Below are 23,454 nucleotides of genomic sequence, written 5' to 3' on the forward strand. Positions count from 1 at the left end.
TCGGAACCACGCCACGCTCTTTCCGATCATGGACGCAGGCGCGCGGCCGCCGCCTCGCGCGCCGTGCCGGCCCATGCGCACTTTCCGGTGAGCGGCGGGTTGCCGATCGTCGAGAATCCGCGTGTCCTCGCTTATGTGGAATGGAACGGGCCGGTGGACTGGACCCTTGTCGAAGGGTGTAGCGGACAACGTGCGTGAGTTTGAGATGACGGGGAAGATCGCAAAGGCGGCGTCGATGACCGGCTGCGGGACCGAGGCACGCCGCGGATCATGAACGAAGTGGTCCGCGCACACGAGGTGATCGACACGCGCGAAATGCGCCGCGCGCTCGGTCAGTTCGCAACCGGGGTGACGATCGTCACGTGTCTCGGCGAGGAGGGTGCGCCGGTCGGCATGACGGCGAATTCGTTCGCCTCCGTGTCGCTCGATCCGCCGCTCGTCCTGTGGTCCCTCGACCGCCGGGCGCGCAGCTTCGCGGCCCTGTCGCAGGCCGAGCGCTTCGCCTTCTCCGTCCTCTCCCAGGATCAGGTCGAGCTGTCGAACCGCTTCGCGAAACCCGGCGCCGACAAGTTCGCCGATATCGCTTGGCGCCCCGGCCTCGGCGGCGTGCCGCTGCTTCCCGACCCCGCGGCCCATTTCGAGTGCACGCGCCACGCGGCCTTCGACGGGGGGGATCATCTCATCATCGTCGGCCGCGTCGAGCGCTTCGTGCGATACGACCGGCGCGGGCTCGTCTTCGCCGAGGGGCGCTATGGGGCGATCGCGCCGCATCCGGGCGCCGGCGGCGTCGCGGTGGAGGAGGAGGGCGCCCGCCACCCTTATGACGATTTCCTCCTGCCGCTGCTCTTCCGCGCTTACAGCCACCTCTTCAGAGGGTTCGCCGATTCGCTGACGGTCGAGGAGACCGATGGCGGCCAGATGCGGATCCTCTCGATCCTCTCCGCCGCCGGGCCCACCAGCATCGGCGAGCTGCTGACCCGCACGATGCTCTCCCAAAGCCGGTTCGACGATGCCTGCAACGTCCTCGGCCGGCTCGGTTATGTGACCAGCGCGGGCGCGGGGGCGCTCGCGATTACCGCCCAGGGGGAAGCAAAGCTCGCTGAACTCCTGCGCCATGCCGCCGAGCGGGAGCGGGAAAGCACCGGCTCCCTCGATGCGACGGAGGTCGAGATGCTGCGCGCGCTGCTGCGCAAGCTCGTCTTCCATCACGAAGGCGAGCGATGATCGTACGGGCGTCCGTCATGCCAGCAAAGGCGCGATATCGAGCGTGAGCGCGGCCTATGACGGCGTGGTTCTCGCCGCCCCTTTCTCGCTGAAGCCGCACCGGAGTGAAGCGCCGACCCTTCGCCTCGTCGCCGAAGTGATCGCGGGCGTTCTCGACACAGCGGGCCTGCGCCACGGCCAACTCGACGGCCTCAGCGTGACGAGTGGGACGACGGGAGCCGAAACCGCGCTCGGCATCGCCGACCATCTCGGCCTTTCCTGCCGTTATCTCGACGGTCCGGTCCTCGACGGAGCGAGCGCAATCGCTGCCGCCCGGCGTGCCGCCCGTCTCGTCGCTGCCGGTGATGTCGACATGGTGGCGGTGATCGGCGCCGATCGGGGACCGGTGGCCGCGCCGCCGGTGTCGCCGCAAACGTTCGACCCTGTCGCGGCCGACCGCGAGACGATCGTTCTCGCGCTCATCACCCAGGCCATGATGCGTCGCGGGGCGACGCGGGAGGATTTCGCCCGCCTCTGTCTTGCGCAGCGGACCAACGCGCACCGCCTCCCTTTCGCGCTCCACAATGACGGCCCGATGGCGTTGGAGGACTATCTCGACGCCTCCGTCCTCGCCGCGCCCCTCGTCGTCCACGACCGGCCGACCCCGATCTCGGGCGGTGAGGGTTTTCTGGTGCTGCGTGAGGTGGATGCGGTCGCCGCCCGGCTTCCGTTCGCGCGCATCCTCGCCGCCACCGAGCGGCACAACGCCTACCGGTTCGACGATCTGCAGTTCCGTGGCGGCCTTGCGCGGGACGCTGAAACGTTTTGGCTCGAAGCCGGGATCGAGCCGGATGCCATCGACATCGTCGAGACGAACGATGAATGCCCCGCCTTTTCGATCATGCAGTTCGAGGACGCGGGCCTCTGCCTCAAGGGCGAGGGGCCGGCCTTCGTCCGCGCGCACACGCTGACGCGCGACGGATCGCTCGCGCATAACACGTCCGGCGGTCTCCTCGCTGCCGGGCGCCCCGGCGCGGCGGGCGGTCATCTCGCCCTCGTCGAGGCGATCCGCCAGGTGACGGGATCGGCCTTCGCCGACACCGCGGAGGGGCGGGTGTCCTGGCAGGTCGCCGGCGCGCGCGTCGGCCTCGTCTCCGCCTTGGGCGGCGTCGCCTATGATCGCGGCCTCGCATCGGCTGCGATGGTCATCGCCGGCGATGGCGCCGGAGATGTTGATGGCGCCGGTGCGCAAGGCGAGCCGGCGTGACCGTCCAAGAGGCGCGGCGCGAGGGTCTCGGCACGCTCGATCTCGTCGCCGCGCGCGGGGGCGGCCTTCAACTTCCGACTTGCGATCATTGCGGGGAGATCGCATGGCCGCCGCGGCTTGTGTGTGGGCGCTGTCATTCGCTCGATACGCCGCGCTGGTGCGAGGTCGGACCCGGCGGCCGGATCGAGGCGATGACGCTCGTCCACGCCGCCCTCGGCCGTGCGCACGTGGATCGCCCGCCGGTGCCGGTCGCGATCGTCCATCTCGATTTCGGCGCCGAGATCATCGCGCTGACCCATGCCAATGTCACTTATGGTGATCGGGTCGACGTGTTCGCCGAACTCGACCGGACGGGCCGCGCCGTCCTTGTCGCGGTGCCGCGGGGGATGGGCCATCCGAGCGTGGCCGAGGTGCGGGAAAGTCTGGGACTGTCGATGAGCGTGAGAGAGATTGCCTTGTTCGGGGGCGGATCCCGCCTCGCCGATGCGATCGAGCGCATCGGTCCGAGGGTGAGTATCAGCGGACGAGGTGGCGAAGCGCCGGACGGCGTGGTGGTGATGCTACCGACGCTCGACCCGATCGACGCGGGCGCGCGCGACATGCGCTTCGGCGACCTCCTCCTCGCGACCGAGCGGATGGCCGACCATCTGCGTACCGCGGCGACACTCCTGATGGAACGTGTGGCGCAGGAGCCGGTGACGCTCGTTGCCGTTCTGCCCGACCGCGCGCTCTGCCCCGCGCCGAACGATAGCGGAGGCGCCGCCGCCGCGGCCGCCGCCTTCAGCCTGGTGAGCGCCACACGCCAGCGATGGCGCCCCGAGGGGCTCCGCGTCGTCACCGCCCTCGTCGACGACACGGTGGACACCGTGACGCTCGCCGGTGCGCTCCTCGACGTGTTCGAGGCGACGTCGGACTATGTGGCGATCGGCCCGCGCGCCGCCGCGACGTTCGAGAGCTGGCGCAACGACCCGATGCGCCTCGAGCGGGAGAGTATGGGTTATCTCTGAACGTCGCGCGCCCGGCCGCGAGCGATGACCCGGCCCGCGCGAACCGTCCGGATCGCGCCGCCGCCGAATCATGCGCGCCGGGGCTGGCTAACGTCGGCGCCGTGGGCGGGACGTGCCCGCCGGCGCAGCGGCCCGTCCCCGCCGGGCGGCGCGGGCTTGGCGGGTGGTGGTCGCCGCGGTTCCCGCGCCGAATTCACCGAGCGCGGCGGCCATCCCCTTTTCGTAGATCTCGCTGTCGATCGCGCTGACCGAGAGCGCGAAGCCCTGCGCGGCGCGCGCCGTGCCGCCGGCTGCATCCATCGCGAAGGCGCCGCAGGGAATGCCGGCCTTGCGGCAGGCGGCGAGGATCGTCTGGCACGCGGCCTCGTGCTCGCGCGAGCCGGGTGCGGCACCCAGCGAGAGCGACAGGTCGCCGGTCCCGATGAACACGAAATCGATGCCCGACCGGGCGATCTCCTCGGCCGCTTCGACCCCGGCCGCCGTCTCGATCATCACGCCGGCGACGATCGCCCCGTTGGCGTTCGCAATGTGGCCGGCGAAGTCGGCGAGTGGCCGGATCCCGCCACCGGAGCGATTGCCATCCGGCGGATAGCGGCACGCGCGCGCCACGGCATGCGCCGCCGCGCCACTTTCGACGAGCGGCACGATGATCCCTTCCGCGCCGGCGTCCAGCGCTTCGCCGATCGAGGCGGGATGATCATCGCGCGTGCGCACCATGACGGGGGCGGAGGAGATACCGATCGCCGCTTCGAGCGAGAGGCGGTCGAAGAGGCCGTGCTGCATGTCGACGACGATCGCGTCCGGATCGTGCCGACAGGCGATCTCGATGAGCGGGATATGGCCGAGGGTGAACCAGATGACGCCGACGGGCGTCCCGGAGGTCAGAGCGGGCTTCAGCCGCGGGTTCGAGGGGTCGAGCATCGGGAGCCTCGCTTCGGTTTTCGGAGCGACTCGCTCTCGGTCGGATCGACCGGTCGTGAGACGCTTGCGATCGGAGAACGAGGGCGTCCGGCCCTCGTCGGCGAAGGGCACTCTAGCGGTCTTGACCGCGCACCGCACGGCCGCGATGTGGCGCGGGTGGGAGCTGACGCCGAAGGACCGTATTGGGTTGACCGCGCCGCTCCAAACATGGCCTCGTCACGCCGAGCAACGAAAGTCGATGTCCATGCATCAATCGCCGTCGAACGGGCCCCGCGAAGGACTGGCGGAGGCCGGTCTTCGCCCCCTGATCCGCAATCTCGAAACCGACAATATCGCCGATCTCGCGACCAAGGCGAACGCGATGGGCGATGTCGTGCGCCTCTGGTATGGCGAAGGTGATATCGTGACGCCGCCTTTCATTCGCGAGGCGGCGGCGGCGTCGATGAACGCCGGAGACACGTTCTACGTTCCCGATATGCGCGGCAGAGCGGAGCTCGTCGCGGCGCTGGCGCGGTATCAGACCACGCTCCACGGCCGGCCGATCGGCGAGGATCGATCGACGGTGACGCCCGGCGGGATGCAGGCCGTTCACCTGGCGATGATGCTCGTGTGCGATCCGGGCCAGAACGTCGTCTATGTCGAGCCGCAATGGCCCAATATCCGCCATGCGATCACCCTTGCCGGCGGCCGGCCGATCGCCGTCGGGCTCGACATGACGGTGCACCGGCCGCGGCTCGACCTCGACCGCCTGTTCGCCGCCTGCGACGAGAGCACCGCCGCGATCTGCTTTTCGAGCCCCTGCAATCCGACCGGGTGGACCGCCTCGGCCGACGAACTCGCCGCGATCCTCGACTTCGCCCGGGCACGCGGCATCTGGGTCATTTCGGACGAGGTCTACAACCGGCTCTGGTTCGGCAACGAAGCGGCCGCGCCCTCGATGATGCGCCTTGCCGAGCCGGAGGATCGCGTCCTCACCGTCAACTCCTTCTCGAAGGCGTGGGCGATGACGGGCTGGCGCGTCGGCTGGCTCGGCCATCCGCCGTCGATCCAGCCGGTGCTGTCGGCCGTCACCCAATACGTCAATTCCGGCACGGCCGCGTTCGTCCAGGCGGGTGCAGCCGCGGCGCTCAAAGAGGGCGAGCCGCTGGTCGCCGAGATCCGCGAGCGCTGCCGCAGCGGGCTCGATGCGGCCTATGAGATCCTCTCCGAGATTCCGTCCGTCCACCTGCCGGAAAAGCCGCTCGGCGGCATCTACGCCTTTTTCCGCCTCGAGGGTGAGGACGACAGCCGCGCCGCTTGCCGGCGGATCCTGGAGGAGGCGAAGGTCGGGCTCGCGCCGGGCTTCATGTTCGGGGAGGCGGCGCGGCCGTTCCTGCGCATGTGCGTCTTTCGCGATACCGGCACCGTGCGCGAGGCGGCCGGCCGCATCGCCGCCGCCCTGCGCTGAGAGGAGACTTCGTGAGCGTGATCTACCGTGAAGCCGGCCGCGACGATGTCGCGTCGATCGTCGCCATGCTCGCCGACGACGAGCTCGGCAAGACCCGCGAGACCGTGTCCGATCCGCCCGATCCCGCCTATTTCGAGGCGATCGACGCGGTGCTCGCCAACCCGAACGACCGGATCATCGTCGCCGAGCGGGATGGCGTGGTGATCGCGTGTGCGCAGCTCACGATCCTGCACGGGCTCAGCCGCCGCGGCGCGCGGCGCGCGCTGATCGAAGCGGTCCGCGTCGCCGGCGGTGAGCGCGGTACGGGCGTCGGCGCGAGCCTCATCCGCCACCTCGTCGGGATTGCTCGCGAGAACGGGGCCTCGCTCGTTCAGCTCACCTCCGACAAGAGCCGAACCCGCGCGCACGCCTTCTATGAGCGGCTCGGCTTCAAGGGCACCCATCTCGGCATGAAGCTCGAGCTCGGCGTGTCGCCTGCCGAACGGCCGCCGAAAAGGCCGGCCTGAAGACCGGCCGCCCAAACGCCGATCCCCCGCGAAGAGGTGCTTGCATTTTCATACGTCCTGGTCCGAACTCACCCTGACACTCAGATCGGGAGGACCACGATGAGAGGCCTTTTCGCAGCAATTCTGTTCGTCGCCGGCACCGGATTGGCGTCCGCCGAGACGCTCACGGTCGGTGCCTATCCGGCCAATCCGCCCTGGGAGGTGAAAGCGGCCGACGGCTCCTTCGAAGGCTTCGAGGTCGACCTCGCGGAGGCGATCGCCGGCAAGCTCGGCATGGACATCGCCTTTCAGGATCTCGGCTTTCAGGCCCTCTTCGCGGCGACGAGCTCGGGCCGTGTCGATGTCGCGATCTCCTCGATCACGATCACCGAGGACCGCCTGAAGAACCAGGATTTCACGCAAGGCTATTATGACGCCGATATCGGGCTCGGCGTGCGCGCCGACGGCGATGTCGCGACGGTGGAGGACCTCAACGGCAAGCCCGTCGGCGTCCTCTCCTCCTCGACGGGCGAGGCGTGGGCGAAGGAGAACCAGGCCGTCTACGGCTTCTCGGCGATCCGCGGCTACAACGCCTATCAGGACATGCTCCTCGACCTGCAGGCCGGCCGCATCGCGGGCGCGGTGAGCGACATCACGGGCCTCCAATATGCCTTCGAGAAGATGCCGGCCCTCAAGGTCGCGGCGCGGATCAAGACCGGCGACCGTTACGGCATGATGCTCGCGAAGAATTCGCCCCTCACCGAACGGGTCAACGACGCGATTTCGGCGCTCAAGGAAGACGGCACGCTCGCCGCGATCTACGAGACCCATCTCGGAGTCGCGCCCGATCCGGGGACGAGCACGGTGACGGTGCTCGATCTGCCGACCGCCGATTGATGAGCCTCCTCGACACGTTCTTCAATGTCGAGGTGATGGCCGAGACCCTGCCGATGCTCTGGCGGGGTCTCGTCAACACGGTCTTCCTGTCGTCGACGGCGATCGTGTGCGGGGTGCTCCTCGGTATCTTGTGGTGCCTGCTGCGCCTTTACGGGCCGACGCTGGCGCTGCGCTGGACGACAGTCTTCCTGATCGACGTCTTCCGCGCGATCCCGATCCTCGTCATCCTGGTCGTGATCTATTATGCGTTGCCGTTCGTCGGCATCAGCCTGTCGTCCTTCACATCGGCCGCCCTCGCGCTCTCATTGGTGCTCGCGGCGTTCACGGCGGAGGTCTTCCGCGCCGGGATCGAGAGCCTGCCGCCGGGTCAGTTCGAGGCCGCCCGCGCCCTCGGCCTGCCCTTTCCGGTGACGCTCTGGAAGGTCGTTCTGCCCCAGGCGGTGCGCGTCGCCGTGCCGCCACAGACCTCGAACTGCGTCGCGATCGCGAAGGACACGAGCCTTGCCTCGGTGGTTGCGATGCCGGACCTCTTGAAACAGGCGACGGATGCCCAGGCGTTGACGGCGAACCCGTCCCCGCTGATCGCCGCCGCCCTCATTTATTTCGTGATCCTGTGGCCGGCGGTTCGCCTGGTGTCCTATCTCGAAATCAGGTCGAAGCGCGCCCACACCGGCTAGATTCCACGCACGGCGGGGCCGTGATTGAACGACGCCCTCTCATTCCTTTGGAGAGTCTGGCCCTGTCATTCCTCCGGAGCCGTCATGCGAACGCCATCGCCCGGCGGCCCGGATCGGTCACCCGAAGGGCCGGAGCGAAGCGGAGGACGGCGCAGCCGTTGACGGATCCGGGCCGCCGGGCGACCCTCGCGGCATGATGGATCGGGCCGTCCCCGGCACGGCACGACGGGGGGCGGCGCTGCGGCAAGGTCCGTCGTGTCGTGGGGTGGTGCCGGCGGAACCGCTGCGGCGAGGGCGTTCCCCCCTCGCGCTCCCCCCGCCTCGCCGGCCGGCAGGTTTGCAGGACAGACGGTCGCTGCGCGCCCGGCTGACCTTCAAACCGCCATGAGGCTGGGTCGGAGTTCGGCGGCGTCAAGCGCCCGTCCTCGCCATGCTCGCTGCGCTGCGCGTGGCTCCGGGCGGACGCTTGACCCCACCGAACTCCTGGAGACATCGCGCAAAGGGGAATGGCGATCAGCCATATTTGCGGGCGAACGCTTCGTCGCTGGTGGCAAGGTAGATGATGCCTTCGATGATCGCGACGATCCCCGGGATCACGGTCCAGAAGAAGACGAGATAGAGTAGCCCCCAACCGATCTGGCCGAGATAGAAGCGGTGAGCGCCGAAGGAGCCGAACAGGAAGGCGAGGACAGCGGCGATGACTTTGTTCTTCCGCGGATAGACCGGCGCCTGCGGGGCGCCGCACGTCGGGCAGGCGGTGGCGTCGAGCGGGATCGAGGCACCGCAGCGATAGCAAAATTTCTGCTCGACCGCGTCGCGGACGCTGGTTCCGACGGGATGATCGGCGGACATCTTTGGCTCCTGACCCTGGTCCGGCGCGTTCCGGATCCTGTGAACGAGGTAGGCGGCGCCCCCGCGGGTGTCCAGCGGGTGCGTCGACTTCGGGCGGCGTGCCCTTCGCGCCGGCGGTGCGCGCGGGGGCGCTTCGATGTCGGCGCAAGAGGCATTTGCATTTGCATGGAAATTGCCCCTACGCTTCCGGCGCGCTGTTGGAGGGCTTCAGATGTCAGCACTCAAAGAGTTGGCCGAGGGACTCGTTTCGGGACGCGTCAAGGTGGTGGATTTGTCGGCGCCGCTGGGGCCGGATACGCCGCTTTTGAAGCTCCCGCCGGAGCTTGCTGTCGACACCCCGAAGATCGAGATTCACAAGATCTCCGAATATGACCAGAACGGCCCTTTCTGGGCCTGGAACTGGCTGAAGCTCGGTGAGCATTCCGGCACGCATTTCGACGCGCCGGCCCATTGGATCACCGGCAAGGACCAGCCGAACAACACCACCGACACCTTGCCGGTCGAGAAGATCGTCGCGCCGGTGTGCGTGATCGACTGCTCGAAGGAGGCGGCCGCCGACCCGGACTTTCTCCTGACCGCGGATGGGATCCGCGCCTGGGAGGCCGAGCATGGCGCGATCGAGCCCGGCTCCTGGGTGGTGATGCGCACCGACTGGTACAAGCGCAATGGTTCGGAAGACACCTTCCTCAATGCCGACGCCACCGGGCCGCATTCGCCGGGCCCGTCGGTCGATTGCGTCGAGCTCGTGGTGGAGCGCGGGGCGATCGGCTGGGGGACCGAATGTATTGGCACCGACGCCGGTCAGGCCGGCGGCATGGATCCGCCGTTCCCGGCTCACAATCTTCTTCATAAAAGCGGGCGCTACGGGCTTGCGAGCCTCTGCCGGCTCGATCAGCTTCCGCCGAAAGGGGCGGTGCTGATCGCCGCGCCGCTCAAGATCGTGCACGGCACGGGAAGCCCGATCCGCGCGCTGGCGCTCGTCGGGGGCTGATACTGGCGGGGCGTGCGGGCGCCGCGCTCCCGTTCGCCCGCGGCGCGGGTCTTCCTGTCGGGCAGGAGGAAAGCGTGGCGACCAGGGACCACATCATCGTCGGCTCGGGCATCAACGCACTCGTTTGCGCGGCGATGCTGTCGGCGAAGTCGCGTGTCACGGTCCTCGAGCGCGAGGCGGTGGCCGGCGGGACGATGCGGTCCGGCACGCTCCATCCGGGTTTCACCTACGACCCGATGGCCGCGACGTTCGTGCTCTTCCAGGCCGCGCCGGCCTTCGCGGCCCTCGAGGCCGATCTCACGCGCCATGGGCTCGCTTTCTCCAAGACGGGCCATCCGACCGGCGTCCTGATGTCGGACGGCCGAGCGCTCGCGATGTCGAACGACCGGGCGGCGAACGTCGCCGCCTTCGATGCGCTCCATCCGGGGGACGGGGCGCATTATGCCGCCGAGATGGCGGGGATCGAGGCGAATGCTGCGTTGATCTTCGGCCTGTTCAACTCCGCTTTGTGGACGCGCGACATGGCGATGCAGCTCGGCAAGGCGGCCTTCAGGATGGGGCCGCGCGGTCTCGCCGCATTTTTCGGCGAGGCGCTCGTCACGAACCGTCGCCGCCTGTCGACCGCGTTCGGCAGCGATCTCGTCGCCGCGCTCCATGCACCGTGGCCTCTCCATGCCGGGCTCACGCCTGAACAGCCCTTCTCGGGCAAGATGGGGGAGGTGATGGCGTTCGCGCTGGAGGCGATCGGCGCGTCGATCGCGACCGGGGGCGCGGCCCGCGTCGCCGAGGCGCTCGTCGCCCTCATCGAGGAGCGGGGCGGCAGCGTGCGCACCGATGCCGATGTCGACGCGGTCCTCGCCGACGGGGCTCACCGCACCCGCGGCGTGCGGCTTTCGGACGGAGAGGAGATCGCCGGCCGGTCGGTCATCTGCTCCGTCACGCCGACGCAGCTTTATGGCCGCCTCCTGCGCGAATGGAAGGTTCCCGCCGACATTCGCGCCGCCGTGAGGCGCTACCAATATGGCCGCGGCGACATGCAGATCCATTATGCCTTGGAGCGGCCCGTCGATTGGCCGGATCCGGCGCTCGCGGACGTTCAGCTTCTCCATCTCAGCGACGGGCTCAACGCCGTCTCGAAAGCTTCGAACGAGGCCGAGCGCGGGCTGCTTCCGGAGCGCCCCACCGTCTGTGTCGGACAGCCGAGCGCGGCCGATCCCTCCCGCGCGCCGGAGGGAAAGGCGGTCCTGTGGCTCCAGATTCCCGATTGTCCGACCACGATCCTCGGCGATGCGGCGGGGACGATCGACATTCCTTCCGACGGCCGTTGGAGCGAAACCGTCCGGGAGGCCTATGCCGACCGGGTCGAGGCGATGATCGCCGCCCATGTCCCGGACTTTCGCGACACGGTGATCGTCCGCAAGGTGCTGTCGCCCGCCGACCTTGAACGGATGAACATCAATCTCGTCGGCGGTGAGCCCTATGGCGGGGCGTGCGGGCTCGACCAGTCCTTCCTGTTCCGGCCCTTCACGGGTCAGGTCAATCACAAGACGTTCGCGCCCGGCGTCTATCATATCGGCGCATCGACCCATCCCGGACCGGGCCTTTCGGGCACGTCCGGCTATCTCCTCGCAAAGGCGCTGTCATGAAGGGCCCGGACATTGTGGCGGCCGAGCCCGTCGATCCCGTCGAGACGCATGATGCGCTCGATCTCGAAGCGTTCGCGCCGTACCTCATCAACCGCATTTCCGCCCGCTACAACGCGGACATGGCCGAAGCGCTCAAGGCGCGCGGGATCACCACGCCGCAGATGCGGGCGCTCGCAGTCCTCTCTGTCCATGCCGACATCACGGTGAACGAGCTCGCGGTCTATGCGGTGATGGAACAGTCGACCATGAGCCGCACGCTGGACGCGCTCGAAAGCGCCGGCCTCGTCTCCCGCAAGGCGCGGGTCGGCGACGCGCGGGTGCGCGAGGTGGCGCTGACGGCGGCGGGCGAGGCCGCCTTCGAGAGCGTTCTTCCGACGATGCGCGAGGCCGAGGAGGCGATGCTCGCCGGAATCGGGCGGGCCGAACGCGATGCGTTCCTCGCCGCGCTCCACACGATCCTGCGCAACATCCGGCGAAACCCGTTCTGAGCGGCGCCCTCGTCGCAAAAGTTGCGGCGAACCGGGCGTTCGAAGCGTATCGTTCGCTCTTGGCGGGGCGGCGATGCATTGCGCGTCGAGCCGATATATGCATTTGAATAGATCAAATGTCGCGAGGGGGGCGAGCCATGGCCGAGCGATCCTTTGCCAAGGAAGTCGAGCAGCTCAAGATCGGCGCCGGTGAGGAGTTTCGCGGGGAGGGGATCCTTGCCATCACCAAGGCGTTGCTCCAATGCGGCGTCTCCTATGTCGGCGGTTATCAGGGCGCGCCGATCAGCCATCTGATGGACGTTCTCGCCGATGCCGAGGAGATCATGTCCGATCTCGGCGTCCACCTCGAAGCCTCCGCGAGCGAGGCGGCCGCCTGCGCGACGCTCGCCGCCTCGGTGCATTATCCGGTCCGCGGCGCGGTGGCCTGGAAGTCGACCGTCGGCACCAATGTCGCATCCGACGCGCTCGCCAATCTCGCGTCCGGCGGGGTGAAGGGCGGGGCGCTCATCATCGTCGGCGAGGATTATGGCGAAGGCTCCTCGATCATGCAGGAGCGCAGCCACTCCTTCGCGATGAAAAGCCAGGTGTGGCTCATCGATCCCCGTCCCAATCTCGAAACCATCGTCAAGTCGGTGGAGGACGGCTTCGCGCTGTCCGAGGCGACCAACACGCCGGTGATGCTCGAGGTGCGCATCCGCTCCTGTCACGTGCATGGTCGCTTCATCGCCAAGGACAATCAGCGCCCCAGGATGACGATGGCGGAGGCCGTCGAGAACCCGCAGCGCGACACCGCGCGCATCGTCCTGCCGCCCGCCTCCTTCATGCACGAGCAGGAGAAGGTGAGGGCGCGCTGGCCGAAGGCGGTGGAGTTCGTCAAGGCGCGCAAGCTCAACGAGTTCTTCGGGCCGGCCGAGGGCAAGGTCGGCATCATCTGCCAAGGCGGGATGTTCAACGGGGTGGTCCGCGCGCTCCAGCGGCTCGGCCTCGCCGATCTCTATGGCCGGTCGGACGTGCCGATCTATTGCCTCAACGTCACCTATCCGCTCATCAAGGACGAGATCGTCGACTTCTGCGCCGGCAAGGATGCGGTCCTCGTGGTGGAGGAGGGCCAGCCCGAGCATATCGAGCAGGCGATCGGCGACATGCTCTACAAGTCCGGCGGGACGGTGAAGCTCGAAGGCAAAGGCATCCTGCCGATGGCCGGCGAATATACCGGCACGGTGATGCTGAACGGCTTCACCGATTTCCTGCGCACCTATGCGCCGGAGCTGTTGCCGCCGCAGGAGCGATCCCCCAATGCGCCGGACGCGCGGATCGAGTTGCCGGACCTTGCCGGCAAGGTGCCGATGCGTCCGCCTGGTTTTTGTACCGGCTGCCCCGAGCGGCCGATCTTCGCGGCGATGAAGCTCGTCGAGAAGGAGCTCGGCGAGCATCATATCGCGGCCGATATCGGCTGCCATCTCTTCTCCTCGATGCCGCCCTTCAATCTCGGCGCGACGACGATGGGATACGGCCTCGGCCCGGCGTCCGCCTCCGCCTTCAATGTGAAGGCGAAGAAGCGGCCGATCTCGGTGATGGGCGATGGCGGCTTCTGGCACAACGGTCTCTCGTCGAGCGTCGGCAACGCCGTCTTCAACCAACAGGACGGGGTGATCCTCGTCGTCGACAACTACTATTCGGCGGCGACCGGCGGCCAGGATATCCTCTCCTCCCGTGCCGACAATAAGAGCCGGTCGACCAAGCATCCGATCACCGAGGCGGTGCGTGGGGTGGGCGTCGGTTGGGTGCGTCAGATCGATCGAACCTACGATGTCGGCAAGATGCGCGACACGCTCACCGAAGCGCTGACGACCGACGAGACGGGGCCGAAGGTCATCGTGGCCTCGTCGGAATGCATGTTGAACCGGCAGCGGCGCGAGAAGCCGCTCGCCGCCAAGGCGATCAAGGACGGCAAGCGGCTCGTGAAGCCCCGTTTCGGCGTCGACGAGGACGTGTGCACCGGCGACCATGCCTGCATCCGCCTTTCGGGCTGTCCCTCCCTCTCGGTAAAACGGCTCGACGATCCGTTGCGTGACGATCCGGTCGCGGCGATCGATTCCTCCTGCGTCGGTTGCGGCAATTGCGGCGAGGTCGCGGAGGCGGCGGTGCTGTGCCCGTCTTTCTATCAGGCCGATATCGTCCACAATCCGCGCCGGTTGGAGACGCGCTTCGCGCGGTGGCGCGGCGGCGTCATCGCCTGGCTTCAACGCCGGCGCGACGCGCGGCGCCTGGTGTTCGCGCGCTGAGGAGGGGGCATGAACGTTCATGTTGAGCCCGCGAAGCGGGGCGATCAGACGGGCGGGGTGATCAAGATTGCGATCCTCGCGGTCGGCGGGCAGGGGGGCGGCGTCGTCACCGCCTGGCTGATCGATCTGGCCGAGGCGAACGGCTATTATGCGCAGTCGACGTCGGTGCCGGGTGTCGCCCAGCGCACCGGGGCGACGGTCTATTATGTCGAGATGGTGCCGGAGGGGGAGAGGGCGCCGATCCTGTCCCTGATGCCGTCGCCCGGCGACGTCGATATCGTGCTGGCCGCCGAACTGATGGAGGCGGGCCGCGCGATCCAGCGCGGCTTCGTGACACCCGGCCGCACCACGCTGATCGCCTCCAGCCACCGCACCTATGCCGTCTCCGAGAAGGCCGCGCCCGGTCTCGGCATTCTGGATCGCGAGCCGGTTCTCGAGGCGGCGGAGCAGGCCTCGCTGCGCTTCCTCGCCGCCGATCTCGACACGCTCGCGATCAAGAACGGCTCGGTGATCTCGTCGAGCCTGTTCGGCGCGCTCGCCGGCTCCGAGGCGCTGCCCTTCCCGCGCGGGGCCTTCGAGGACACCATTCGCCGCTCCGGCAAGGGGGTGGCGGCGAGCCTCGCCGCCTTCGCCGCAGGCCACGACGCCGTGCGGACTGCGGAGTCCGCGCCCGCCGAGACCGCCCCCACCGCCGCCGCGGACGAGGCCGTTTCCGGCCCGGAGGCGCTCCGCTCGGCCTATGCGGCGCTTCTCGCCCGCGCCGACGCGCTGCCGGAGGGGGCGGCGGCGATGGCGCGGCGTGGCCTTCAGAAGGTCGTCGACTTCCAAGACGTCGCCTATGGTGCGGACTATCTCGATCGGGTGGAGGCGTTCGCGGCGCACGAGATCACCGCGGGCCGCGAGGGCGCGAGCCTCACCGAGGCGGCCGCCAAGGCGATCGCCAACGCGATGGCCTATGACGACGTGATCCGCGTCGCCGATCTCAAGGTCCGCGCCTCGCGCATGGCGCGGGTGAAACGCGAGGTCGGCGCCGGCGAGGCGGAGCTCCTCAACGTTACCGAATATATGCATCCGCGCGGCGAGGAGGTGTGCGGAATGCTGCCGGCGCGCCTCGGCGCGGCGATCGAGAAGCGGCGCTGGGCGTTCGATCTCGTCGACGCCGCCGTCAATCGCGGCCGGCGGATCCGCACGGACCGGCTGCGCGGGTTCCTGCCGCTCTATCTCGTCTCCGCGATGCGTCCGGTCCGGCGCCGTCTCCTGCGCCATCGGATCGAGGTGGCGCATCTCGAGGATTGGCTCGCGACCGCTCACCGTCTCGCCCCGACGAATTACGACCTCGCGGTTGAGGTCTTGCGCTGTCGCCGTCTCGTCAAAGGCTACAGCGACACGCACGCGCGCGGCCTCTCCAAGTTCGACCGCGTCCTCTCCGCGCTGCCGCTCCTCGAAGGGCGGCCGGACGGTGCGGACTGGCTGCGCCGTCTGCGCGAGGCGGCGCTCGTCGACGAGGCGGGCACCCAGCTCGACGGCGCGTTGAAGACGGTCGCGACGCTCGACGCGCCGTCGGTCCCCGCGGGCTGAGACATGGCGGACGACGCGCCGCCACGGGCGATCGACCGCGCCTATGAGAACAGCGCCTATATTCCGGGCGCGGAGGCTTTCACCCGCCATTGGGCCGATGCGGCGGCCGCATTCCGTGCGGCGTATCGCGGTGCGATCGACGTCGCCTACGGCATCGCCCCGCGCGAGCGCTACGATCTCTTCCGCCCGGAGGGCGCTGCGAAGGGCTCGCCGTCTTCATTCATGGCGGCTACTGGATGGCGTTCGACAAGTCATTCTGGTCGCACCTTGCCGCCGGCCCCTTGGCGCGCGGTTGGGCGGTCATGTTGCCGAGCTATCCGCTGTGTCCCGAGGTGCGGATCGGCGCGATCGTCGCCTCGGTGGGGGCTGCGATCGACCATGCCGCGGCGACCATTGACGGGCCGATCGCCGTGTCCGGCCACTCGGCCGGCGGACATCTCGCGGCGCGCATGGGGTGCCGCGACGCGCCGCTTTCGCCGGACACCGCGGGCCGCATCGACCGGATCGTCACGATCTCCGGCTTGCACGATCTTCGCCCCCTTCTCGCGACACGCATGAACGAGACGCTCGGCCTCGACCGTGCCGAGGCGCGGCGGGAGAGCCCGGCGCTCGCCGATCCCGCCGAGATCGATCTCGTCGCCTGGGTGGGCGATGCGGAGCGCCCGCAACTGCGCCGCCAGTCGCGCCTTCTGCCGCTGATCTGGGAGGGGCTCGCCCGCTCGGTCCGCCATGTCGAGGCCCCCGATCGGCACCATTTCGACGTAATCGCCGATCTGACGGATCCGGCCTCGGGGCTTACCGACGCGCTGGTCGGCTAACGCCATCCCCGTCCCATTTGGCCATGGCGCGCCGCGCTCCAAATGGTTGGCCCGGTCCGTTCGCCGCCGTCGCTCGCGTGGCTCCGGTCGGGATCGTCGGGGCCCGGCGACGACCGACTAGTGCACCGGATGAAGGCTCGGTCTAAGGTTGCCGGCCGCTTGCGAATGGAGCTTTCCCGTGCCTGGACCTCACCCCTATCCGCTCGAGCCGAAGGTCTCGATGCCAGACTCCGCGACGCGGTTTCGCGCGCTGCATTCGCGCTTTCTCGTGATGCCCAATCCCTGGGACGCGGGAACGGCGAAGCTCCTCGCCAATCTTGGATTTGAAGCGATCGCGACCTCCTCGGCCGGGCTCGCCTGGTCGGACGCGCGGCCGGACGGGCACGTGACGCGCAAACGCGCGATCGCCCATGCGGTCGAGATCGCGACCGCGACCGGGCTTCCCGTCAACGGAGATTTCGAATCCGGCTATGGCGAGACGCCGGCTGAGGTCGCCGACACGATCCTCGCGGCGATCGACGCGGGGGTCGCCGGCTGCTCGGTCGAGGACCTCGCGCACGACCGTCCCGAACCGCTTTACGACGTCCATATGGCCGCACGGCGCATCGAGGCCGCCCGCGATACGATCGACCGCTCCGGCAGCGACTTCGTCCTCACCGGGCGGACCGAAGTGTTCTTCACCGACCTTCCCGACAAGCTCTCGATCGCCGTCGAGCGGCTGAAGGCCTATGCGGCGGCGGGAGCCCACGTGGTCTACGCGCCCGGCCTCACGCGGGAGGAGGAGGTCGCGGCGATCGTCGACGCGGTCGATGTGCCGGTCAACGTGATCGCCGGGCTCGGCGGCGTGAGCGATGACCTCGCCAAGCTCGAAGCGCTCGGCGTGACACGGATCTCGCTCGGCTCGAACCTCATGAAGGTGGCGATCGGCGCCTTTCTCGACGCCGCCACCGCGCTCAAAGCGGGGCGCGTCGCGCTGCCCGACATGGTGTCGTCCGCCTCGATGAACGCAGCCTTCGCACCGCGCCCCCGATCATGAACGAAGACGATCTCGCCGACCTTCTCGGCCCGCATCTCGCGTTCGCGACGCGGCGCATGTTCGGCGGGATCGGCGTCTTCCAAGACGGCGAGATGTTCGCCCTCGTCGCCGACGGCGAGCTCTATTTCAAGACCGACCCGATCAACCGCGAGGCCTTCGTCGCGGCGCAATCCGCGCCCTTTGTCTACGAGACGCGAGCCCGGCGGGTCGAGACGAGCTATTGGCGCTTGCCCGAGGCGGCCTTCGAGGACACGGCGATGCTCGCCGCCTATATCGACGGCGCGCTCGCCGCCGCGCGCCGCAAGCGGGCCTCGAAACCGGGAGTGGCTTCAACGAAGCCGAAACGGACGGCGGGGGGGACCGTAAAAATGCGGTCGACGCGGACGGGCGGACAGGGCCAAGCTCCCTCCCGACCGGCCAAGCCGCGAAAGGAGAGCTGAGCGTGTTGTCTCCCAAGTCCGTCGAAACGCGTGAGGACGCTGCGGCGCTCGACGAACGCGACCCCCTCGCGCCCTTTCGCGACGCCTTCATCCTGCCGCAGGGTGTCATCTATCTCGACGGCAATTCGCTCGGCCCGCTCACCCGCGCAGCCAAAAGGCGGCTGGTCGAGGCCGTCGAAGGCGAGTGGGGGGAGGGGCTGATCCGGTCGTGGAACACGGCCGACTGGATCAACCTTCCACACACCGTTGCGGCCAAGATCGCGCCTCTCATCGGGGTGTCGGCCGCCGATCTCATCGTGACCGATTCGACCTCGGTGAACCTCTTCAAGGTCTTGTCGGCCGCGCTCGACAAGTCGGCGGGGCGCCAGGTGATCCTGTCGGAGCGCGGCAATTTCCCGACCGATCTTTATATCGCCGAGGGCGTCGCCCCGCTCTTCGGCGCGACGCTGCGCCTGTCGGACGATGTGATGGCCGATCTCGACGAGAGCGTCGCGGTGCTGATGGTGACGGAGGTCGATTATCGCACCGGCCGCCGCCACGATATGAGCGCGGTGACGGCACGCGCCCATCAGCTCGGCGCGCTCGTGATCTGGGACCTTGCTCATTCGGCGGGGGCGTTTCCGGTCGATCTCGAGGGGGCGGGTGCCGATTTCGCGATCGGCTGCGGCTATAAATATCTGAATGGGGGTCCGGGTGCGCCGGCGTTCGTCTGGGTCGCGCCGCGCCATCAAAATGCGGTGCAGCCGCTATCGGGCTGGTTCGGTCACGCGGCGCCGTTCGCATTCGAGCCCGGTTTTCGCGCCGCGAGCGGCATCGACCGTTTTTTGACGGGGACCCCGCCCGTCCTCTCTTTGTCGGCCCTCGATGCCGCGCTCGACGTCTATGGCGACGTCGACATGAATCTGGTCCGTCAGAAATCGGTGGCGCTCGGCGACATGATGATCGCACGGGCCGATGCGCGCTGCCCCTCGCTCGCCCTCGCGAGCCCGCGCGACCAGGCCGAGCGCGGAAGCCAGGTGTCGCTGCGCTGCGCGGACGCCTATCCGGTGATGCAGGCGCTGATCGCCCGCGGCGTGATCGGCGACATGCGCGCCCCGGACATCCTGCGTTTCGGCCTGACTCCGCTCTACACGCGCTTCGTCGACGTGTTCGATGCGATGGAGATCCTGGCGGAAATCCTGGAGTCCGGCGTCTGGGACCAGGAAGAATTCCACAGGCGCGCGGCCGTCACGTGATTTTCCCGATTTCGTCGCCCGTTGGTGTTGCCATTCGAGATCCATCCCGCTAGATGATGGCTCCCGCGCACGACGCGCGGCGGTTCTCCGCAAGGCCGAACCGAGGCAGGCGCCGGTAGCTCAGCTGGATAGAGCACCAGACTACGAATCTGGGGGTCGGGGGTTCGAATCCTCCCCGGCGCGCCATCTCGCAGTTTCCACTGTGAATCCCATCTAAAGCCTTGAACGGGAAGGCTAAATCTGGTGTTCGAAGTCCCAGATTCCGGCAGTACGGCAAGGGTGCCGAAAATGCCAGTCTCAGGACCGTTTTCTTCATAGTCAGATCGCTGTTTCTCCATATACTCCAAGGGCTTGAGAGAAACCGCATCGCGAGTTCGAACGACTCCTCGAAGGTGTGCCGAGGCTTGCCTGTCTTGGCGAGAGTTTCCTCCGCCAGCAGCTTCTCGCGCTCCAGCTTCGCAATCCGTTTCTCATAGGCGGCCACGACCGAGTCGTTGCTGGCCTCGACAATGCGGTCGAGCAGCTGGTCGATCTGCTTTTCGACATTCTGCACGGTCGCTTTCATCGCGCCCGCCGCATGGGTAGCCTGGGCAAGCCTCATGTCCCACGCGTCCCTGAACATGGCCCGCACAAGAGCGAACATGGATTCTGACGGTTCCAGACGCTGGAGGACGTCCTCGAAGGCCCCTTCGATCTCCTCGCGCCGGATCGACTTGCGGTAGCTCGCGCATCCCTTCGTCGGGCAGAGATAATAAGGGTACTTCCGCGACTTGCCCTGCGACCAGCAGGCCGACAGCGGCTTGCCGCAGTCGTTGCAGAGAACGAAACCGCGCAGCGGAAAGTCCGCGTTGATATCCTTGCGGGCCGGAGCCTTGGCGGTGCTCTTTAGGCGCGCCTGGATTTTCTCGAAGGTCTCGAAGCTGATCAGCGCTTCGTGATGGCCCTTGCGCAGCCCGACGCCCCAGTTGCGCGCTTCGACATACCCGGCATAGATCGGGCGCGTCAGCAGCTCGAAAATGCGCTGGTTGCGGATTTCGCCGTTGGGCAGGTCCTTCGGGAAGGACGGTTGCCGCTCCAGAAAGCGTTTGACCTCCACCTGGGCCGCAAAGCGGCCCGAGGCGTAGCCCTCAAGGGCTTCCTGCAAGATCGAGGCGTTCGGCTCGTCCCGCACCAGGATCTTGCCGTGCCCGCTGGAGCTTCCCCAGGGGTCGACAAACCAGAAGGGAAGCCGTCCTGCGCGCACCGTTTCAAAATCGCCGCAAGACGACCGCAGCACTCTTTGGGCCGGAGCCTTGGACATGCAGTACTGCCCCCCGGCCTTAGAGCCCGGACAAGCGCATCAACCGGATCCTTGCTAAACCCGTTCACAGAAATGAAAATGCCTCTCCCATACATCTTTCCATCAATCTTATGGGCAAATGCGTATAGCGGCTCCGTGCTGGCAAAGCGGTCGTGCCATTTGGCTTCTACGATGTAGTGCTCGCCATCATATTTGATCGCGCCATCAATTTGCTCCCCCAGACATTTGAAAGGTGCCGTCACCTCGATTTCTTCGAGCTTCGCCATGTCGCTCAGTAAGGCTTCGAGCTTGTACCCTCTCTCCTGAGCCCTGGAACGTTCGGCGAACATCTCCAAAAACCGTTCACGGAGCGATGAGAGAGTTTCCTTCGTCGATTGTCCCGCCTTGCGCCTTTCCTCACGATCCCGTCGCTCTTTTTTGATTCTCGCGTCCCTGATCTCGGCAAGCTGGCGCAGGTGATCTAGATTCTTCTGGGCTTCTTTTCGATCCAGCTTCTGCAGTTTCTCAAAATAGTATGGATCAAAATGCGACCAGTTCATAAGCGCCTGTAACATGGCGCGGAATTGGCCTAAGCCGTTGTCCGCCCGAGAAGAGAGCGTCGCAAACACGGCGTCCACGATACCCGCGCGGTTAATATTGTCTGCTTCGTAGTTTTTGACCTTTTCAAGTTGCTTGGACGTGCAGCCATGGTCATTGAAAAACTTTATGATATCTTTCTTCGGCCAGAATATGGAAAGAATACAGTCTTTCATGCAGCCTTTGATATCGGTCGGAAACGCATCATACGTCATCGATAATACCCACAGAACGCAAAACGCCGCAGCCGCGCGAAGCTAGCCAGAATGCTGATCGCAACCTGATATTGCTGTGTATAGACCATAAGCAAGGGTTCCGAAAAGCAAGCATGATCCACGCCTTGTGGATAGAATCCTTTTCACCAGTGGCTCGATGCCGCAACAAACGCACTCGGGACAAGCGAGACATGGGCGCGAAAGTTAAAGCGTACGGTCGCCTCGACCTGCTAGAAGCCAGTTGGAATCTATCGGAGTTTTGCTGCAAGAAAATTGCTTCGATAATAACAATGTCCGGCAGCATTGAGTATTACGCCGAGAGATCCATATGGACACTGGAAAATATTGAGCCGAGGGGCCAGAGGCCTAACACCGACGCCAAGCAAATCACAGAACTGATAGGTAGAATAGAGGGTGTGGCAGCACAAAAATCCGGCAACGAGCGGGAACTTTTAAAGTTATGGTGCGACGGAGCGTATTCTGCGTTCATCGTCAGAAATAATATTTGTCACGGTGTTGCTGTCAAACTGGGGGGCAGCATTGCGTTCATGCGCAACCCTCAGTGGCATGGAGAAATGCGACGGCGAGAGTTCGGTGATTTTTGGGTGGACGAAAATTCTCTTGACCTTGTCGCAGATTCATTCGCCTCTCTTCTGAGAGTTATTTCAGGGATAGAATGTGCGAAATTGACATTGAATGAGGTTGCGACGCCAGCCGCATTGAGGGCTCTGAGCGAAGCCAGATCAATCTTGGGAGAATTTGGAAGCCGGGACTATAACCCAGGATTCGAAAAGTATTAGTCTAAATTACTTCCCGTTTCGGCTCAGTCATAGTGAAAAACATAGCGGGCGCATCCTGCGGACCGGGCTCTCGTGAACCGAGCCCGCGAACGGTCTCGGCCATCGGGCTTCCATCCCTTGCGCAAAAGATAATGTCAGCCCTGGCGGGCTGTATCCTTTTTTAGTCGGGGGCCTGCGGCCCCGTCCTCCGTCAAGACCGAGCCCTGTGGGCGAAAGCACCGGGCCGTGGCTCGGCTGCGCCTGCGCCCGCACCAAGACCCGGCGCTTTCGGTCTTGACGGCCTCCCCCCGCTCATTGGCGCGGGCCTAGTCCCGGTTGCATGCGCAACCGGTTTTAAAACTAGGAGGAAAACCAATGAAAGCAGATATTTATCAGAAAGTTACCGACAAAATCATTGCGGATATGGAGCGGGGTGAACTCACATGGCTCAAGCCATGGAGCGCCGGGAACACAGAAGGGCGGATCGTCAAGCCACTGCGCCATAACGGCATGGCCTATAGCGGCATCAACGTTCTGATGCTCTGGGGCGCGGCACTGGAGAGCGGCTATCTTTCGCCCTACTGGATGATATTCCGGCAGGCCAAGGAGCTCGGCGCATTCGTGCGCAAAGGCGAGCTGGGCAACCCCGTCGTCTATGCGAATACCATCACCCGCACCGAGGAGCAGGAAGACGGAACGGCGGAGGAGCGGACCATTCCGTTCATGAAGGCCTACACAGTCTTTAATGTCGAGCAGATTGAAGGACTTCCCGCGCACTACAACGCGAAGCCCGAGCCGGTTATCGACCCGGCAGCGCGCATCGACCATGCCGAGTCGTTCTTTGCGGCGACCGGCGCGAACATCCGGCACGGCGGCAGCCGGGCCTATTACAGCGGCGGCTCCGATCATGTTCAGATGCCCGTGTTCGAGTGTTTCCGCAGCCCCGAAGCCTACTATGCGACTCTCGCGCACGAGCTGACCCATTGGACGAAGCACCCGAAGCGGCTGGATCGCGACTTTGGCCGCAAGAGCTGGGGGGATGAAGGCTACGCCCGCGAAGAGCTGGTGGCCGAGCTTGGCGCAGCCTTCCTGTGTGCCGACCTTGCCTTGACGCCTGAACCCGGAGCCGACCACGCGGCCTACATCCAGAGCTGGCTCAAGGTCCTGAAAGAGGACAAGCGGGCGGTATTCAACGCCGCCGCTCACGCCCAGCGCGCCGCCGACTATCTCCACGGCTTTCAGTCCGAAGAAAAACAGCGAGTCGCCGCGTAAGCGGCGATTCCTTCGCAAAATAATTCATTGCAGAGAAAG

Annotated in this window: 22 protein-coding genes, 1 tRNA gene and 1 pseudogene; 20 read left to right on the forward strand and 4 right to left on the reverse strand. The window is 66.5% G+C overall.

Annotated elements, in window-relative coordinates:
• The first annotated feature begins 270 nt into the window (after positions 1-270).
• From L1787_RS05385 to L1787_RS05395, 3 genes are read left to right on the forward strand one after another with little or no spacing between them, the layout of a single operon-like run.
• Entirely contained in the window at positions 271-1,224 is a 954-nt protein-coding gene (locus L1787_RS05385) for a flavin reductase (protein ID WP_235707509.1), read from the forward strand.
• A 43-nt stretch (positions 1,225-1,267) separates the two neighbouring features.
• Positions 1,268-2,470: a thiolase C-terminal domain-containing protein gene (locus L1787_RS05390; protein WP_235707510.1), complete on the forward strand. Its 1,203-nt coding sequence runs from the start codon at positions 1,268-1,270 to the stop codon at positions 2,468-2,470.
• Positions 2,467-3,477 carry a Zn-ribbon domain-containing OB-fold protein gene (locus L1787_RS05395; RefSeq protein ID WP_235707511.1) on the forward strand — a complete coding sequence of 337 codons (1,011 nt, stop codon included), beginning with the start codon at positions 2,467-2,469 and terminating at the stop codon, positions 3,475-3,477. The genes L1787_RS05390 and L1787_RS05395 overlap by 4 nt, the downstream gene beginning before the upstream one ends.
• Before the next feature lie 87 nt (positions 3,478-3,564).
• Here the strand turns inward: L1787_RS05395 and L1787_RS05400 are convergent, their stop codons facing one another.
• On the reverse strand, positions 3,565-4,398 hold the full coding sequence (locus L1787_RS05400; RefSeq protein ID WP_235707512.1) for an HpcH/HpaI aldolase family protein: 834 nt from the start codon (positions 4,396-4,398) through the stop codon (positions 3,565-3,567).
• Positions 4,399-4,636: 238 nt separating this feature from the next.
• Here L1787_RS05400 and L1787_RS05405 point away from each other — a divergent pair, with 238 nt between their 5' ends.
• From L1787_RS05405 to L1787_RS05420, 4 genes are all read left to right on the forward strand, one after another.
• Positions 4,637-5,845: a pyridoxal phosphate-dependent aminotransferase gene (locus L1787_RS05405; protein WP_235707513.1), complete on the forward strand. Its 1,209-nt coding sequence runs from the start codon at positions 4,637-4,639 to the stop codon at positions 5,843-5,845.
• Positions 5,846-5,856: 11 nt separating this feature from the next.
• Positions 5,857-6,351 carry a GNAT family N-acetyltransferase gene (locus tag L1787_RS05410; RefSeq protein WP_235707514.1) on the forward strand — a complete coding sequence of 165 codons (495 nt, stop codon included), beginning with the start codon at positions 5,857-5,859 and terminating at the stop codon, positions 6,349-6,351.
• Positions 6,352-6,450: 99 nt separating this feature from the next.
• Complete coding sequence (locus L1787_RS05415) at positions 6,451-7,227, forward strand: ABC transporter substrate-binding protein (RefSeq protein ID WP_235707515.1); 777 nt, start codon at positions 6,451-6,453, stop codon at positions 7,225-7,227.
• Positions 7,227-7,904, forward strand: coding sequence for an amino acid ABC transporter permease (locus tag L1787_RS05420; RefSeq protein WP_235707516.1), 678 nt, complete (start codon positions 7,227-7,229; stop codon positions 7,902-7,904). Before L1787_RS05415 ends, L1787_RS05420 begins: the two co-directional genes overlap by 1 nt.
• A 513-nt stretch (positions 7,905-8,417) precedes the next feature.
• Here L1787_RS05420 and L1787_RS05425 read toward each other — a convergent pair.
• The gene (locus L1787_RS05425) at positions 8,418-8,756 is read right to left on the reverse strand and encodes an NINE protein (protein ID WP_235707517.1); all 339 of its coding nucleotides are present in this window, start codon (positions 8,754-8,756) and stop codon (positions 8,418-8,420) included.
• Between the two features lie 211 nt (positions 8,757-8,967).
• Between L1787_RS05425 and L1787_RS05430 the strand changes: the two genes are divergently transcribed.
• The 11 genes from L1787_RS05430 (at position 8,968) to L1787_RS05480 (ending at position 19,925) form a co-directional block, all read left to right on the forward strand.
• Complete coding sequence (locus tag L1787_RS05430; RefSeq protein ID WP_235707518.1) at positions 8,968-9,747, forward strand: cyclase family protein; 780 nt, start codon at positions 8,968-8,970, stop codon at positions 9,745-9,747.
• A 74-nt stretch (positions 9,748-9,821) separates the two neighbouring features.
• Complete coding sequence (locus L1787_RS05435; protein WP_235707519.1) at positions 9,822-11,393, forward strand: phytoene desaturase family protein; 1,572 nt, start codon at positions 9,822-9,824, stop codon at positions 11,391-11,393.
• Positions 11,390-11,881 (forward strand): MarR family winged helix-turn-helix transcriptional regulator, encoded by a 492-nt coding sequence (locus L1787_RS05440; RefSeq protein WP_235707520.1) that lies wholly within the window; start codon positions 11,390-11,392, stop codon positions 11,879-11,881. The genes L1787_RS05435 and L1787_RS05440 overlap by 4 nt, the downstream gene beginning before the upstream one ends.
• A gap of 137 nt (positions 11,882-12,018) precedes the next feature.
• On the forward strand, positions 12,019-14,166 hold the full coding sequence (locus tag L1787_RS05445; RefSeq protein WP_235707521.1) for a thiamine pyrophosphate-dependent enzyme: 2,148 nt from the start codon (positions 12,019-12,021) through the stop codon (positions 14,164-14,166).
• Between the two features lie 9 nt (positions 14,167-14,175).
• Positions 14,176-15,744 (forward strand): indolepyruvate oxidoreductase subunit beta family protein, encoded by a 1,569-nt coding sequence (locus L1787_RS05450; RefSeq protein ID WP_235707522.1) that lies wholly within the window; start codon positions 14,176-14,178, stop codon positions 15,742-15,744.
• 236 nt (positions 15,745-15,980) lie between these two features.
• On the forward strand, positions 15,981-16,562 hold the full coding sequence (locus tag L1787_RS05455) for an alpha/beta hydrolase (RefSeq protein WP_369415059.1): 582 nt from the start codon (positions 15,981-15,983) through the stop codon (positions 16,560-16,562).
• Between the two features lie 178 nt (positions 16,563-16,740).
• Positions 16,741-17,598, forward strand: a complete 858-nt coding sequence (locus L1787_RS05460; RefSeq protein WP_235707523.1) for an isocitrate lyase/PEP mutase family protein — start codon at positions 16,741-16,743, stop codon at positions 17,596-17,598.
• Positions 17,595-18,038, forward strand: coding sequence for a TfoX/Sxy family protein (locus L1787_RS05465; RefSeq protein ID WP_235707524.1), 444 nt, complete (start codon positions 17,595-17,597; stop codon positions 18,036-18,038). The genes L1787_RS05460 and L1787_RS05465 overlap by 4 nt, the downstream gene beginning before the upstream one ends.
• 2 nt (positions 18,039-18,040) lie before the next feature.
• Positions 18,041-19,273 carry a kynureninase gene (gene kynU / locus L1787_RS05470; RefSeq protein WP_369415060.1) on the forward strand — a complete coding sequence of 411 codons (1,233 nt, stop codon included), beginning with the start codon at positions 18,041-18,043 and terminating at the stop codon, positions 19,271-19,273.
• A gap of 109 nt (positions 19,274-19,382) precedes the next feature.
• Positions 19,383-19,459: transfer RNA gene (locus L1787_RS05475), tRNA-Arg, on the forward strand.
• Positions 19,460-19,667: 208 nt separating this feature from the next.
• Positions 19,668-19,925 carry a hypothetical protein gene (locus L1787_RS05480; protein WP_235707525.1) on the forward strand — a complete coding sequence of 86 codons (258 nt, stop codon included), beginning with the start codon at positions 19,668-19,670 and terminating at the stop codon, positions 19,923-19,925.
• 27 nt (positions 19,926-19,952) lie between these two features.
• Here the strand turns inward: L1787_RS05480 and L1787_RS25955 are convergent.
• Positions 19,953-20,369: pseudogene (locus L1787_RS25955) on the reverse strand (recombinase zinc beta ribbon domain-containing protein); the annotation flags it as partial.
• On the reverse strand, positions 20,276-21,364 hold the full coding sequence (locus L1787_RS05485) for a hypothetical protein (RefSeq protein WP_235707526.1): 1,089 nt from the start codon (positions 21,362-21,364) through the stop codon (positions 20,276-20,278). The pseudogene L1787_RS25955 and the gene L1787_RS05485, both read right to left, overlap by 94 nt.
• 191 nt (positions 21,365-21,555) lie before the next feature.
• Between L1787_RS05485 and L1787_RS05490 the strand changes: the two genes are divergently transcribed.
• Positions 21,556-22,164: a hypothetical protein gene (locus L1787_RS05490; RefSeq protein WP_235707527.1), complete on the forward strand. Its 609-nt coding sequence runs from the start codon at positions 21,556-21,558 to the stop codon at positions 22,162-22,164.
• 354 nt (positions 22,165-22,518) lie between these two features.
• Entirely contained in the window at positions 22,519-23,415 is an 897-nt protein-coding gene (locus tag L1787_RS05495) for an ArdC family protein (protein ID WP_235707528.1), read from the forward strand.
• The last annotated feature ends 39 nt before the right edge of the window (positions 23,416-23,454 follow it).

Source organism: Acuticoccus kalidii (genome assembly GCF_021556395.1).
Classification (GTDB): domain Bacteria; phylum Pseudomonadota; class Alphaproteobacteria; order Rhizobiales; family Amorphaceae; genus Acuticoccus; species Acuticoccus kalidii.